Origin of the sequence: Hymenobacter nivis, from assembly GCF_003149515.1 — a bacterium.
In the GTDB taxonomy this organism is placed as follows: domain Bacteria; phylum Bacteroidota; class Bacteroidia; order Cytophagales; family Hymenobacteraceae; genus Hymenobacter; species Hymenobacter nivis.
This window is the reverse complement of sequence record NZ_CP029145.1, coordinates 1,313,785-1,328,407: the sequence shown is the minus strand read 5'-3', so window position 1 is coordinate 1,328,407 and position 14,623 is coordinate 1,313,785. Positions and strand designations below refer to the sequence as shown.

13 protein-coding genes are annotated in these 14,623 nt (G+C 64.3%); 6 read left to right on the top strand and 7 right to left on the bottom strand.

Going from position 1 to position 14,623, the window contains the following annotated elements:
* Positions 1–86 precede the first annotated feature (86 nt).
* The 4 genes from DDQ68_RS05740 (at position 87) to DDQ68_RS05725 (ending at position 2,832) form a co-directional block, all read left to right on the top strand.
* A complete protein-coding gene (locus DDQ68_RS05740; protein ID WP_162549879.1) occupies positions 87–1,367 on the top strand; it encodes a M23 family metallopeptidase in 1,281 nt (426 codons plus the stop codon).
* A 154-nt stretch (positions 1,368–1,521) separates the two neighbouring features.
* Positions 1,522–1,776 (top strand): hypothetical protein, encoded by a 255-nt coding sequence (locus DDQ68_RS05735; protein ID WP_109655449.1) that lies wholly within the window; start codon positions 1,522–1,524, stop codon positions 1,774–1,776.
* Complete coding sequence (locus tag DDQ68_RS05730) at positions 1,769–2,107, top strand: hypothetical protein (RefSeq protein WP_109655448.1); 339 nt, start codon at positions 1,769–1,771, stop codon at positions 2,105–2,107. Before DDQ68_RS05735 ends, DDQ68_RS05730 begins: the two co-directional genes overlap by 8 nt.
* Before the next feature lie 80 nt (positions 2,108–2,187).
* Positions 2,188–2,832, top strand: a complete 645-nt coding sequence (locus tag DDQ68_RS05725; protein WP_109655447.1) for a cytochrome c oxidase subunit 3 — start codon at positions 2,188–2,190, stop codon at positions 2,830–2,832.
* 130 nt (positions 2,833–2,962) lie between these two features.
* Here DDQ68_RS05725 and DDQ68_RS05720 read toward each other — a convergent pair whose 3' ends face one another.
* Together DDQ68_RS05720 and DDQ68_RS05715 are read right to left on the bottom strand one after the other, a co-directional pair.
* Complete coding sequence (locus DDQ68_RS05720) at positions 2,963–3,742, bottom strand: DUF5672 family protein (RefSeq protein WP_109655446.1); 780 nt, start codon at positions 3,740–3,742, stop codon at positions 2,963–2,965.
* Between the two features lie 211 nt (positions 3,743–3,953).
* Positions 3,954–5,120, bottom strand: coding sequence for an L-dopachrome tautomerase-related protein (locus DDQ68_RS05715; protein WP_109655445.1), 1,167 nt, complete (start codon positions 5,118–5,120; stop codon positions 3,954–3,956).
* Between the two features lie 266 nt (positions 5,121–5,386).
* Between DDQ68_RS05715 and DDQ68_RS05710 the strand changes: the two genes are divergently transcribed.
* Positions 5,387–7,441 carry a M1 family metallopeptidase gene (locus DDQ68_RS05710; RefSeq protein ID WP_109655444.1) on the top strand — a complete coding sequence of 685 codons (2,055 nt, stop codon included), beginning with the start codon at positions 5,387–5,389 and terminating at the stop codon, positions 7,439–7,441.
* Between the two features lie 22 nt (positions 7,442–7,463).
* Here the strand turns inward: DDQ68_RS05710 and DDQ68_RS05705 are convergent, their stop codons facing one another.
* The 3 genes from DDQ68_RS05705 to DDQ68_RS05695 all read right to left on the bottom strand — a co-directional run bounded on the left by DDQ68_RS05705 (position 7,464) and on the right by DDQ68_RS05695 (position 9,861).
* Positions 7,464–8,105, bottom strand: a complete 642-nt coding sequence (locus DDQ68_RS05705) for a hypothetical protein (protein ID WP_211320236.1) — start codon at positions 8,103–8,105, stop codon at positions 7,464–7,466.
* A 142-nt stretch (positions 8,106–8,247) separates the two neighbouring features.
* Positions 8,248–8,688 carry a DUF2147 domain-containing protein gene (locus tag DDQ68_RS05700; RefSeq protein WP_109655442.1) on the bottom strand — a complete coding sequence of 147 codons (441 nt, stop codon included), beginning with the start codon at positions 8,686–8,688 and terminating at the stop codon, positions 8,248–8,250.
* A 633-nt stretch (positions 8,689–9,321) separates the two neighbouring features.
* On the bottom strand, positions 9,322–9,861 hold the full coding sequence (locus DDQ68_RS05695) for a C40 family peptidase (protein WP_109655441.1): 540 nt from the start codon (positions 9,859–9,861) through the stop codon (positions 9,322–9,324).
* Positions 9,862–9,980: 119 nt separating this feature from the next.
* Between DDQ68_RS05695 and DDQ68_RS05690 the strand changes: the two genes are divergently transcribed.
* Positions 9,981–11,798: a M61 family metallopeptidase gene (locus DDQ68_RS05690; protein WP_245897332.1), complete on the top strand. Its 1,818-nt coding sequence runs from the start codon at positions 9,981–9,983 to the stop codon at positions 11,796–11,798.
* Positions 11,799–11,948: 150 nt separating this feature from the next.
* Here the strand turns inward: DDQ68_RS05690 and DDQ68_RS05685 are convergent, their stop codons facing one another.
* On the bottom strand, positions 11,949–13,892 hold the full coding sequence (locus tag DDQ68_RS05685; protein WP_109655440.1) for a KUP/HAK/KT family potassium transporter: 1,944 nt from the start codon (positions 13,890–13,892) through the stop codon (positions 11,949–11,951).
* Positions 13,893–13,971: 79 nt separating this feature from the next.
* Positions 13,972–14,508: a hypothetical protein gene (locus DDQ68_RS05680; protein WP_109655439.1), complete on the bottom strand. Its 537-nt coding sequence runs from the start codon at positions 14,506–14,508 to the stop codon at positions 13,972–13,974.
* Between the last annotated feature and the right edge of the window lie 115 nt (positions 14,509–14,623).

The following is a 14,623-nucleotide window of genomic DNA, read 5'->3' as shown; positions in this document are numbered from 1 at the left end:
GAATGCTTTTTTGGACGAACCACCCCGTTGCCCGGCCGCGCCGCCGGTTGTTTTTCCGCCCACTTTCCCTTCTTCTTTGGCTGCCCGTGCTGCTACTGGGCGCGTGCGGCAAGCAGCAAACCTTGCAGGCCCTGTTTCAGCCGCGCACCCCGCACGAGGCCTACGCCCACCGCCTGCGCCAGGCTGGCCTCGACCGGGGTCCCGCCGGCCGCGCCTGGCTGGCCGCCGCCGCCCAGGCCCTGCGCGACTCGCTGGTAGTGGCGCTGCCCTTCACCGAAACCGGGTATTTCCTGCCCGGCCAGCCCACGGCGGCCGGCTACCGCTTCGCCGTGCAGGCCGGCGAGCAGGTGCGCGTGCGCCTGGAATTGGCCCCCGGCAGCACGGCCCGCGTGTTCGTCGATGCCTTTGAGGTGGGGCCCGGCGGGGCCCCCGCGCCGCTAGCCAGCGCCGACACCGCCGCCCTCGACTTCCGCTACCGCGCCACGGCCAGCGGCCAGCATTTGCTGCGCGTGCAGCCCGAGCTGCTGGCCGCCGGCCGCTACACCCTGCGCCTCACCCGCGAGCCCGGCCTGGGCACCTTCCCGGTGCAGGGCCGGGCCGACGCGGACATCGGCAGCTTCTGGGGTGCGGGCCGCGACGGCGGGGCCCGCCGCCACGAGGGCATCGATATTTTTGCGCCCCGCGGCACGCCCGCCGTGGCCGCCGCGGCCGGTACCGTCACGCGCCTGGGCACCACGCCCCTGGGCGGCAACGTGGTGTGGCTGAGCGCCGACGGCACCGGCGAGCACCTCTACTACGCCCACCTCGACCGCCAGCTAGTGACGCCCGGCCAGCGCGTGCGCCCCGGCGATACCCTGGGCCTGGTGGGCAATACCGGCAACGCCCGCACCACGGCCCCGCACTTGCACTTCGGCATCTACCGCGCCGGGCAAGGCGCCGTCGACCCACTGCCCTTCGTGCGCCGCGCCAGCCCCGCCGCCGCCCCACCCACCGGCCCCGATTTGCGCGGCGCCTGGGTGCGCCTGCGCGCCGCCGGTCCCCTGGAATCTAAGGCTGGTACCCAAGCCAGTGGCCCGCGCCTGGCCGCCCAAACGCCGCTACTGGTACTGGGCCAGCAGGGGCCCCTGCTGCGGGTGCGCACCGCCGCCGGCCGCCGGGGCTACGTGGCCGCCGCCGCCGTGCGCCCGGCCGAAGCCGCGCCGCTGCGCCGCCTGCTGCTGCCCGCCGCCACAGAAGTAGCCGCGCTGCCCGCCGCTGCCCCCGTAGCCGCCTGGCCGGCCCGCACCCCGGTAGCCGTGCTGGGCGAAGCCAACGGCTTCAGCCTGCTGCGGGGCCCTGCCGGGGCCCTGGGCTGGGCCCGGATTTAGGGTTGAAAATTCAAAAGACAGTAGTAAAAATTAGCTACTCAGTGGCTTGGTAGGTCCTGGAGGGGCAACCCCGCTAGCAATGGCTTGCGTTTAACCGCCGGGGCCCTACTTTGCGCCTGTTCACTGACAACTGCTCACTGATAACTGAAAAACCATGGCTGATTCCCCTTCCTGGGCCGACACCGCCGCGTCGCTGCTGTCCAAACTTTCCGGCGGCGTCGAGCTGAACCTGGCCTTCGACCAGGTGGAGCTGCAAGTGCCCAACCCCAACGGCACGGCTGGCACTTACCGCCTCAACGGTTCGCTGCGCATCCGTACCAAGGGCGAGGCCGCGTCCGCCGCCCAGCCGGCCGCCGCCTTGCGCATCGACCCGCCCGCGCCCAGCGGGCAGCCCCAGCCCCTTGGCTAGCGGCCTCGAAGTAGAGGCCCAGCTGGTCCTCACCTGGAACGGCCAGCTCCTGCAGCTGGCCGGCTCCGGCTCGTACCTGATTTTGAACGTGCCCAGCCAGCAGGTGCTCGACGCGCTGACGGCCGGGCCCCCGCGCCCGCCCGGGGCCCCCAAGCCGCCCAAGGGCCCCGACCCCTTGCAGCAGCTCCACGACCTGGGCCGGCGCCTGGGTTTGGTGCTCGACCTGCGGGTGGGCGGCAAAACCTACGTCACCTTCGGCCTGCCCGACCGCAACGGCCCCAAAATCGCGCTCAGCGCAGTGCTAGGGAAGTTGGGCTCGTTTTTTCGCTAATTCCAGCCAGGCAGGCCGAAACCAAAGGGCCCCGAATTGGTTTGACTGCTGACGCTGTGCCGTTTCGCTCGTCTTCGTTCATGAGGAATTCCGATAATACTTCCAATAAGCAAGTGCGGGCAGGGGCTTCCGTTTCAACGTTTGCCCGCATCGAGCGGCTGCCACCGCTACTCATGGTCCTGTACCTGGGGCTGGCGGCCATCACCGTAATGTTTACCGTCCTGGCGGCGCTTTACATCAGCGCCCGCCTTGCCAACGGGGTTCCCACGAGTACGCATCCGTTCCCGCGCTTTTTTTCGCTGAGCACCATTGTGCTGCTGGTGAGCAGCTACGTGGTGGCGCAGGCCCCGCGCCTTTACGCCCGCGACGATTTGGCTGCCCTGAGCCGGTGCCTGCTGGCCACACTGCTGCTGGGCAGTATCTTCACCGGCTTGCAGGTGCTGGGCTGGCGCGAGCTGCTGCCGTTTGTGTCTTTCCAAGGCCAGGCCAGCGGCACGTTTATCTACTTCATCTCGGCCCTGCACGTGGCCCACTTGCTCGGGGGTATGCTGTACCTGCTGTCGTTGGCGCTGCGCGTGTTGCACGCCGACCGCGACGCCGTGCGCCACCTCGTATTCATTCGCAACCCCTACTACCGCCGCCAGCTGCGGGCCCTGTGCACCTATTGGCACTTCATCGATGTGCTGTGGGTGGCACTGTTTGTCATCTTTTTGCTGTTTTATTAGCCGACCTGGCTGCGCAACAGCGGTCGTTGAAGCGGTGGCTCGCCCACTGCCGGACAATTGTTCCAAGCGTTGTCTATCGGTAATCCGGCCAAAAGGGGCCCCAGACGTACGTCCGGGGCCCCTTTTGGCTTCATATGAGGTGCCCGTAGCGGCGGATGACGGGCTTCCAGTATTCGGGCTGGTACTGAATCCAGCCGTGAATGCCGAAGGGTAGGGTGTCGTTGTCTTGGTTGGTGAAGGGCAGGTCCTCGGCATTTCCAAATTCGTAGGCTGCGCCGAACTGCTGGGCTAAGGCCTTGGGCATAATCCGGAAACTGGCCGACAGCTTGGGAAAGTGCTGGGCCAGGAATAAATCGTCCAAAAACCCTAATTTTCGCCGCCGTCGCACCCAATGGTAAGCGTTTATGTAGAACCGAAACCGGGTGGTGAGGCGGTGAAACGTACCGGTCTTTTTCAGCGAAAAGCCGCCGTTACCAAAGTATTCCGGGTAGTTGAAGCCCGTCAGCCGCCGTAGTGCGGAGCCCGGGTTCTGCCACACGGGGTTGTAGATGACCGCGCCGGCGTAATCGTACCCGGCGCGGCACCACTTTTCCAGCTCGTCGCGGAACACAAAAGCGTCCATGTGCACGACGAGCATGTACTCGTAGGGCAAAAAGCGCGCGTAGAAAGCCGGGTTAGTTTGCAGCTCGCCGTGGGCTTCGTGGCCGCGCCAGTCGAAACGCTCGAAGCGTACGGCCGCTTTGCCCCGGCAAAATTCCTCATACCAAGTGGTATCCAGCCCAATGGGCGTCATGAAGGCGATGGGGTGCCGGTGCAACACGGCCAAGGTTTGGGCCAACGAAATCTTTTCCAGCGCCGACGGCTCCTCCAGGTGGATGGGGATGACAACTGTAACAAGGTTTTTTTTCATGGTTGATCCCCAATGAATGGGAGCCGTAAAATACCATTAAATATTGGGCGAAGCGCACCTGCCGGGCTGTTAGTGCGACAGGCCGCGTGGCCGGGCGCGGCCAGCGAGCGGGGAAAGTACTCGCGGACTACCGTTGCCGCCCCGGCTTAAAAAAATCCCCACCGGGCGAACCGGCGGGGATTACCAGCATCAAATAACAACCAACGGTCCTTTATTTTGCCTGGTTCAGATCCAGCTTCCACAGGGCGTAGGGCTGGGTGCGGGTGCTTTTACCGCCGTGGTACTTACCCAGGGTCTGGATTTGCGAGGTGGTGAAGTACAGCGTGTTGTTGGGGCCGTAGCCGAACGTATCGGGCCACGAGATTTCGGGGCCCTGGGCAATGGTGGAAACTAGGCCGGCCGGTGTCACGCGGTGGATGCTGTTATTCTCGATGCCCGAGGTGTAGAGGTTGCCGGCGGCGTCGCGGCCGTAGCCATCGGAGGCGCCGGGCACGGCAAATTTCTCGACGTGCGTGGCCAGCTGGGCCGGGCTTAGCGCAGCGTTGCGGAGGAACTCGGTGCCGATGCGGTACATTGTGCGGCCTCTCAACGCCTGGTAGTACAGCGTGTTGCCGTCGGCACTCAGCTCAATGCCATCGGCCTGGAAGTTGGGCTTTTTGCCGTCGGGCTCGCGCAGCACGTAGCCGTTCACTGCCAGGTCGAAGCCCGGCTCGGGGTGCACCGAGGGATGGTTTTCGAGTACGCGGCGGGCCTTACCGGTCTTCAAATCGAGCACCACCAGGGCCCCGGTGCCGGAGTCGGTGAGGTACGCGAAGCTGCGCTTGGTATCAAAACGCACGTCGTTGAGGTAGCTCTTCGACGGCGCCACGTTGTCCGGGAACAGGATGGTGCGCACGGCCTTGTTGGTAGCCAGGGCGAACTGCACGAGCTTAGCCCCGCCGGGTACCACGCCCATGAACTTGGGCGAGGCCGCGTCGAGCACCCACAGCCGGTCCTGGTCGTCCACCACCACGCTCTGCACGCATACGAAGCGCTCAGCGGGCGAGGCGGGGGCCTTGGGGTCGGTTACGGCGGCGTTCCAGGTGGCGTTGGGGTAGGGGCGTGGGGCCTGGCCGGGCACAATTTCGGCCACCGATTCGCGGTGCCCGTCTTCCCAAAGCGGGAAATTGACGAAGATGCGGCCCTGGCGCGACACCGTTACGCCGGTCACGCGCTGGTCGGGAAACGCCGCCACCTGCACCGGCTTAATACCTTGGCGGGTGGTTTCGATGGCGCCGAGGGGCCGGGTGCGGGCGAGGGGGACTTCCTGTTGGGCAAAGGCTGCGGAAGCGGACAGGCAAGCCGCCAGCAGCGCGGCGCGGGTAAGCGAAAGAGGCATGGGAAGCGGGATGAAATAGGCGAATGTTTCGTGTCAACGGCCCGCCGCGCGCGGCGTTGCCCCGCCGTGGCCCCAACCCCAGCTTTACGGCTGGCTAAATAATTAGAAAACAAGAGCTTTAAAAAGGATTATTTTGTGGCAGGGCTAGCGCCGCCATGCGGGTTTCAGCTCGCCCTTGCCGGTGGTCATTTGCTGGGCCCTCAGTCGTATCTTTCCAGCACCACCCATGCGGGCCGAATTGCCTGCCCCACATCCATTTTAGGACCATGAAAATGCTGCCCTGGTGCTGGTTACTCGTTTTAGCTGGTTGGCTGGGGGCCCCGGCTGCCTGGGCGCAGCCTAGCACCAGCCCGGCCGATGGCGGGCGGGCCTGCGCCGCGGCGCGCCTACGCACGGGCCTGGGTATGCTGGCTACCACGGCCACGGCCGGCCACCGCGCCCAGCTGGCCCGCTACGACGTGACGTACTACAAGCTCGACCTGGCCCTGGAACCCACCTCGCTCGACGTGGCTGGCGTAGCTTGGTTGCGCGTGCGCACAGGGCCCCGGGCCCTCGATTCGCTGGCCTTCGACCTGTACCAGGCGCCGGCCGGGGCCCCCGCCAGTGCCGCCACGCTGCGCATCGATTCGGTGGTGGTGAATGGCCGCCGGGCCCCCGTCGTGCGCCGCGCCGGCCCGGAAGCCACCGCTGCCCTGGCCGCGCCCGCCCCGGCCGGGGCCCTGGCCGACGCCCGCATCTACTACCACGGCACGGCCCCGCACGACGCCGGCGGGGGCTCGGCCGCCATCGGCAACGGCCTTGATCGCAGCGACTCGGTGCGCTACGCCGGCGCTTGGCACCCCTACCAGGTGCTGTGGTCGCTCTCGGAGCCGTTTGCGGCCCCCGAATGGTTTCCGTGCAAGCCGGTGCTGACGGACAAGGCCGACTCGTCGGACGTATGGGTGACGACGACGCTGCCCAACAAAGTGGGCTCGAACGGCGTGCTGGCCCGCACCGTGCCGCTACCCGGCAACCGGGTGCGCTACGAGTGGAAGTCGCGCCAATCCATTGCTTACTACCTCATCTCGGTGGCCGTGGCCCCGTACCTCGAGTACGTAAACTACGCCAGCCCCGCCGGGGGCCCCCGCGTGCCCATCGTGAACTACGTGTACGACCAGGCGGCCCTCAACTTTTACCGCACTGAAATCGACCGCACGCCGGGCTTTATCGAAAACTACGCCCGGCTGGTGGGGCCCTACCCATTCGGCGGCGAGAAGTACGGGCACAGCATGGCGCCCCTCGGCGGCGGCATGGAGCACCAAACGATGACCACCCAGGACGGATTCGACTTTGTGTTGACGGCCCACGAGCTGTTTCACCAGTGGTTTGGCGATAACGTGACCTGCGCCAGTTGGGCCGATATCTGGCTCAACGAAGGCTTTGCGTCCTATGGCGAATACCTTTCCTATCAAGCCTTTGGCCAGCCCGCCGACCCCGCCAACTGGCTCAACCAGGCCCGGGGCTACGCCCTGCGCAACCCCGGCGCCGTGTTCGTACCCGACACCACCAGCGTGGCCCGTATCTTCAGCTACGACCTGAGCTACAAGAAGGCGGCCCTGGTCATCCACATGCTGCGCAGCCTGCTGAACGACGACGCCAAATTCTTCCGGGCCCTGCAAACCTACCAGCGGCGCTTCGGCGGCGGTACGGCCCGCACCGCCGATTTGCAGGCGGTGTTCGAGGCCGAGGCGGGGCGGCCGCTGGGCTACTTTTTTCAGCAGTGGGTGCGGGGGCAGGGCTACCCATCGCTGGCCGTGGCCTGGAACCAGGTGGGTAGCGCCGCCACCGTGCGCACCCGCGAAACCGCCTCGCAGCCAGCTGTAACGTCCTTTTTTGACCTCGACGTGGACTACCTGCTCACGTTCCTCGACGGCACCTCGCTGCGCGTGCGCCGCCGCCAGAGCCAGGCCCTCGACGCCTTCGACGTGCCCGTGGGCACCCGCCAAGTGGTGAGCATCGCTGCCAACCCCGACGGGGCCCTACTGCTGCTGGCTAATTCCAGTGGTACCGATGCTTCGCTGGCGCTGAGCGCCAGGGCCCCCGTCGGGCCCGTGCTCGGCGCTTTCCCCAACCCGTGCCGCGAGACGCTATACTTGCCCGCCCTGCCAGGCCCCGCCACGGCCGAGGTGTTCGACGCTACCGGCCGCTGCGTGACGGTGCAAACCGTGCCGGCCACCGGGGCCCAAGTGGCCACGCTAGCCTTGGCCCCGGGCCTGTACCTGCTGCGCCTGACCGGGGCCACGGGTACGGCGCTGGGTCAGGCCCGCTTCGCCCGCGAGTAATCACGCCCGGGGGCTCGTTGGATTATAAGCTCGTGTACGCCAACCGGTTTTCTTGTTCCTCGGGGGTGGGTAGAGGCACGTCGAACACTGTGCGTAGCAAGTCCTCAAACGGGATGGCGGGTGTGAAGCCATGCTCCAGCACGGGGTTAGCGGCCACGCGGATGAATAAGGGCTGGCCGTTGAGGCTCACCAAGTCCAGCGTGACCAAGCCGTAGCGCTGGTCGCAGTAGCCGCTGTCAGGGCAGTCGATGGGTGGCGGCTTGAACAGTTGCTTGAGGGTATGCTCGCGCAGGCTTTCGTGGCGGCGGGTGCATTCGTCGGCGCAGGCACGGTGGTAACCCAGGGCCACCATCTGCTCGCCCACGTACTCATAGAAGTGGCGGAAGTTGCCGGGCCCTCCAAAGTCTTCGTCGTCGTAAAATAACATGGCACCCTGGCGGCCGTCCTCGCGCAGCGGCTCGGCCCGCAGGCCATGCCGCCGGCCCGCGCCGCCGCGGTGCAAGTGGTAGGCTTTAAAGTAGGGCCCCAGCCAGTTGCGGTGGATGCGCCCGGCCACCCACTGCGCGTGCTGCGTAGCCTGCGCCGCCGTGAGGGCAAACGGCTGCCACTCGCCAGTGGCGGCGGACGGGGCAGACGAAAACAGGGAGCGCAAGAAAGACCGCACGGCCGGGTGGAAGGTGAGAAGTAAGTACTGAGTGCAACCCCCAGCGTTTTCAAATAGTTTTTATTTTTCTGGCTTTCGGGCGCCGTGGCGGGCATAAAAAAGCCGGCTTCCGCGCAGAAGCCGGCTTTTTTTGGGGTATAGGCTACTTTACGCGTGTCCAGGTTCTGGATTGGCCAATGAGCGAAAAGCCGATGTAGCCTTTAACTTCCATCGTATTGACGGTCTTCATTTTCATATAGCACGAGTAGGTTTTACCGGTTTCCGGGTCGTAAATCTTGCCGTCGTCCCACTTGTCGTCGTCGTCGTATTTGAAGCCCTCCATGAACACCAGGCCCAGGCGTGGGCGGTTGCGTAGTTTGGGGTTGGGGTTGGGAGTGTCGGTTTTGGGCTTACCCGTGGCCGGGTCGTTGGGTACGGTTAGGCCCACAATTTTGCCGCACAGCTTGTCGCCGCACTTGTAAATCTCAAACGTGGCCTTTTTCTCAGCGTCCGTCCATACGCCCAGCGGGGTCAGGGTTTGGGCCGAGGCCAAGCGGCTTCCGGCTAGCGCCAGCACAACTAATAGGAAAAGCAGTTTTTTCATGGGTGGGGGAAAGGGGAATTGAATGAAGTAGTAGTGAAGCGCAAGACGCCGGGGAAAAGGTAAGGCAAATACTTGGGCCCACCGAATGCTGGCTCCAGGGCCGGCCAGCGCAAGTTTGTGTCCAAAGTGAGCCGCCGGGGTTTGGCCTAAAAATTTGCCCCGCCCGGGTGAAATTAACAAGCCTGAAAATCAGCCTGCCACGCCCAAATTTCGCCCTTTTTCAATAAAAAGCCTCCAATAATTTTGAACCTTACCAAAGGCTTCTAACTTTGACACCCAGTAGCGAGTGCTACGACCCCGCCCAAGCAACCCTAATGTGCTGGGCCGCGCAGGCGGGGCTATGTGGAACGTAAAGAAAGGAGGTACAAAATGTCTAGTAGTCCCAACCAAATCCTGCCAAGCCTGTCCAATGTCGTACGCATCACCGCCGTGCGCGCTTAGATAACAGCTATGCGGGGCCGCCCTAATCTTTAGCGCGGACCTACGTTGGCCCAGGTCTTACTGTTAGAGACGCCGGAGCTGTACCCCAGTTGCGCCGTTTGGTAAGATTTGAAGGATTAGATGCCCGGTTTGCCACTCGTTGGCGAACCGGGCATCGCTTTTTTAGGGCCCCAGCAAGAGGCCGCGGGAGCGTTAATCCAGCACCCGCCGCACCTGCAAAAACCGGGTTTCATAGCCCGTGCCCTCAATGGTGCTGACTTTCACGCCCGACTCGCGCCGCGCCGAGGACGCGTGCACGAAGCGTACTGGTACTGCGCCCGCCGCCGACACCACAATGCCCGCGTGGCCGGCCGTGGTGCTGCCCGGCGCTGTGCCGGCAAATACCACCAGGTCGCCGGGCCGCGCATCGGCCCGCGGCACCGCCCGGCCTGCGCTGATGAGCAAAGCCGTGGCGTGGGGCACGGCCACGCCGAAGTGCCCATACACGTACTGCACGAAGCCCGAGCAGTCGAAGCCCGCGGTGGGGCTGGTGCCGGCGTAGCGGTACGGGGCCCCCAGCTGCCGCAGGGCGAAGGCCGCTACGCTGTCGGCGCGGCCCGCTTGGGCTACGGGGGACCCGGCAAGCGCCAGTACGGCCGGAGTGGGCCGCGCCGGGGTTCCGGGTTCGGGCCGGGCGAACCGCCCGACAATGGCCGCAGCTAGCTCAATGAAAATCAACTGGATAACGCGCATGGGTAAAAAAATAGAGTAGCAGGGGGCCCTGGCGGGCTAAACGCAGCTGCGGGCCGCTAGGTTGGTGGCGCGCCGGGGGGCTTACTTTGCGGCTTGGCTTTTTACCCCTTTTTCCTTTGATGATGCCCAATTCCTTCCGCCTGCTGGGTGGCCTGGCCGCCGGGGCCCTGCTGGCCGCGCCCGCCGGGGCCCGCCCGCTGGCCGCTGCGCCCACGCTGCGCTACACGCTGGCCATGCCCGCGCCCCAAACCCACTACTTTGAAGTAGGCGTAGCCCTGAGCGGCTTCGCCCAGGACTATACCGACGTGAAAATGCCGGTGTGGGCCCCGGGCTCGTACCTGGTGCGCGAATACGCCAAAAACGTGGAGGGCTTCCGGGCCACCGGCGCGGGCGGGCAGGCCCTGGCAGTCGAGAAAATCGACAAGAATACCTGGCGCGTGCGCCACTCCAAGCAGGCCGATTTCAAGGTTGCCTACCGCGTGTACGCCTTCGAGATAAGCGTGCGCACGAGCTTCCTCGACGCCGACCACGGCTACCTCAACGGCAGCAGCGTGTTCGTGTACCCGGCCCTGAACAAGGGCTTGGCGAGCACCGTGACGGTGCAGCCGGCCGCCGGCTGGGCCCAGGTGAGCACGGCCTTGCGCCCGGTTGCGGGCGGCGCCAAATTCACCTATAAAGCTGCTAACTACGACGAGTTGGCTGACTCGCCGATTGAAATTGGCAACCAAAAAGTGCTGCAATTCACGGCCAACGGCACGGTGCACCAGGTGGCCATGTACGGCACTTACCAGGTGGACGAGAACCGCCTGCTGGGCGACATGCAGAAGATTTGCGAGGGCGCGCAGGCTGTGGTGGGCCAGAACCCCCTGGACCATTACCTCTTCATCGTGCACAACCTGGAGCGCGGCGGTGGGGGGCTGGAGCACCTGTACTCCACCACGTTGGAGGTAGGCCGCACCACGTACAACACGGAGGCCGGCTACAAGAGCTTCCTGCGGCTGGCGGCCCACGAATACTTCCACCTCTGGAATGTGAAGCGCATCCGGCCGGTGGCCCTGGGGCCCTTCGATTACGACAAGGAAAACTACACCCACATGCTCTGGGTGAGCGAGGGCATGACCGAGTACTTCGCCAACCTCATCAACGAGCGCACCGGCTACTACGACCAGCAGGGCTACCTCGACCACCTGGCCAGCACCATCGGTACGGTCGAAAACACGCCCGGTAATAAGATTCAGTCGGCCGCCGAGGCCAGCTTCGACGCCTGGATTAAGTACTACCGGCCCAACGAAAACTCGTCCAACACCGGCATCAGCTACTACGACAAGGGGGAAACCATCGGCCTGGTGCTCGACCTGATGATCATCAACGCCACCCAGGGCCAGAAGCACCTCGACGACGTGTTTCGGCTGCTCTACGACACGTATTACAAGAAGCTGGGCCGCGGCTTCACCGACCAGGAGTACCAGGACGCGGTGGCCACGGTGGCGGGCCGGCGCTTCGACGATTTCTTTAAGCAGAGCGTGTACGGCACCAAAACCGTGGACTACGCCACGGCCTTCGGCTACGCGGGCCTGGCCTTCAGCAGCACGCCGGCCAACCCCAACGGCTCGGCGGGCGCAACGTTCTCGAACCGCACCGGCCGCCTGCTCGTCGTGGGCACCGAGCGCGACGGCGCGGCCTGGATTGACGGCCTGAACGTGAACGACGAAATATTGCTCATCAACGGCGCCGCGCCCGGTGATGAATCTATTAAGGCCCTGCAAGGCGGGGCCGTGGGGGCTCCCCTCAAGCTGCAAGTGCGCCGCGACGGCCTCTCGCGCGAGCTCACCCTGACTTACCGCGCCGACCCCGACCAGCGCTTCAAAATTCAGCCGCTGCCTAACTCCACCGCCGCCCAGCAAAAAGTGCTAGCCAAGTGGCTAAAAGTTAATTAACAGTTAGCAGATAACAGTTAGCAGATATAATTCCACTTGATTTAAAAAGCCCCATGCAACCAGTACGGGGCTTTTTGAATTAAATTTTTCCTGAATTTAGCGGCCTAAATAATCTGCGAAATCACGGTTAATCTGCATAATCTGTGATCCTCAGCGAATTCTTATCAACGCCACTTCGCGGGGCGGGGCGATGACGAGCGGTACCTTTTCGACCTTCACCGAGGAGGTGTCGAGGCCGAAATACTGGTCTTCGGAGGCGATGAACTGCTTAATGTAGAAGTAGGCCTGCATGACGAGTTTTTCCTGGGTGGGGAAGTCGTTTTCCACGCTCAGGAATTTCTCCAGCACTACGAAGCGGAAGTCGCCGGTGATATGGCGCTGGCTCAGCGACTCGTAGCGGGAGGTGATGTCCACCTCCTTGTTGCGCACGAGGTCTTCCACCACCTTGCGGAAGTAGAGATTGATGCGCTGCTGCACCCGGAAGCCCAGGCGGAAGGTGATGCGGAACACGTCGTCGGGCGCTACTTCGGTTACCTTATACTCCATCGTGTAGGGCTCGTCGGTGGTCTCCACGTGCACGAACCAATAGATATCGGCCCGCTTGGGGCGCTTCTGGAAGATGGAGTAGATAATCTTCTGCTCGATTTCTGAACTGCGCTCGGCCCCGGTGAGAAACACCAGGTGGGTGGAGTATTTCGGGATGCTCTCGTCGTCGCTCAGGCGCTTGAGGCCGTCCACGTAGGGCTCCAGCTTCACGAAGTCGGTGAGGCGGCGCTTGATGTAGTAGGCCTTGAGCCACACGTACATCACGCCCATAAGCGAGGCTCCGATGGCCAGCGATACCCAGCCGCCGTGCGGAAATTTCACCAGGTTGGCTATCAAAAACGAGCCCTCGATGGGGCCGTACACCAGGGCGAACAGGATGATCAGGGGCTTGGCCACACGCTTCGCCCGCAGCCACGTAATCAGCAGTATCGAAGTCATCAGCATGGTGAGCGTGATGGCCAGGCCATAGGCGGCTTCCATGTTCGAGCTTTCGCGGAAGAAGAGTACCACTCCGATGCAGCCAATAAGTAATAGCCGGTTCATGCTGGGCACGAAGAGCTGGCCCTTCACGTCGGTGGGGTAGTTGAGCTTCACCTTGGGCCACATGTTGAGGCGGATGGCCTCGGCCACGAGCGTGAACGAGCCCGTGATGAGGGCCTGCGAGGCGATGATGGCCGCCACTGTGGCAATGCCGATGCCGATGAGCAAGAACCACGACGGCATCAACTCGTAGAACGGGTTGCGGCCGTTCAGGTGCTGGCCCTGGTGCGAAAGCAGCCAGGATCCCTGGCCCAAGTAGTTGAGCAGCAAGGTGGTTTTCACAAACGTCCAGCTGATGCGGATGTTGCCCTTGCCGCAATGCCCCAGGTCCGAGTACAGCGCCTCGGCCCCGGTGGTGCACAAAAACACGGCCCCCAGCAGCCAGAACCCGCCGGGGTAATTCACCAGCAGGTCGTAGGCATAGTAGGGGTTGATGGCCTTCAGGATGGTCGGGTCCTGCACAACCCAGCTGGCGCCGAGTACGCCCAACATCGTGAACCACAGAATCATGATGGGCCCAAAGGCCTTGCCCACAATCTGAGTGCCAAAGCTTTGCATTAAAAACAGCCCCGCGATGATGCCGATGACGATGTACACAATCACGCTCTGCGTCAGGCCGGGGTACACTTGCTTGAGGCCCTCGATGGCCGAAGCCACCGAAATGGGCGGCGTAATCACGCCATCGGCCAGCAGGGCCGAGCCCCCGATGATGGCCACCGCCGAGAGCCACGCCCCGCGCCGGCGCACCAGCGCGTAGAGCGAGAAAATGCCGCCCTCACCGTTATTGTCCGCGTTCAGCGTGATGAGCACGTACTTGATGGTGGTTTGGAGGGTGAGCGTCCAGATAACGCACGAAATGCCGCCCAGCACCAAGCGCGGCTCGATCAGGGCCGGCACAATGGCTTTCATCACGTACAGCGGCGAAGTGCCGATGTCGCCGTAGATGATGCCCAGTGCAATGAGCAGCCCCGCCCCGGAAATGGCGGTGTGCGAGTGTTTGGAGTCCATAAAAACGGGTAGGTATTTCGGAATGCGGGGGGAGGAAAAGCGACAGCCGCGGGCCCGGTCTGGGGCCCTACCCGCGGTATTACATTCGCAAGTATAAGTTGGACGCCGGCAGGCCCCACCCGGGCAAGCCTCCCGGCCCCGGGGCCCCGGGCTCGGCCGGGGGGCCAGCAGATGCTTCAGCGGCAGTAGCTTCGGTAGTAGCAGTAGCAGTAGCAGTAGTTTCGGCGGCGGCAACTGCCGCCAGGGCCGCCGCGGCTTCGGCCGCTGCCCGGTCGTGGGCGTGGCCAATGCGACGGTTCAGCTCGGCCGTGAGACGCTGCCAGGGTTGCGTTTCGCCCGGCATGGCAAAGTGGGCGGCCTCGCGGCCCAGGCGGAACAGCCGCAGGCGGTTGGTGCCGCGCTGCCCATAGGCCAGCAGCAGCGCCGCTCCGGCCATACCGGCCATGGCGGGTACGGTACGCAGCCCGTTTTGCAAGTACACAATCATAACGCCGGCCAGCCCCAGGGCCCCCAGCAAATACCATAGCAGCCAGCGTACGCGCAGCACGTCGGCCCGCTCCAGCTCACGCAGCGCGTAGGCTTGGCCCCGCACGGTAACGGCGGTGGCCGTCAGCACGAAGTGGCCATCGGCGCTGCGCAGCGTGGAGGCCCCAGCGGTGGGGTCGGGCGGCAGGGGTGGGGCCGCAAAAGCCGCTACGGAGGGCTCCGCAGCGGCTTCGGGGTGAGGGCCG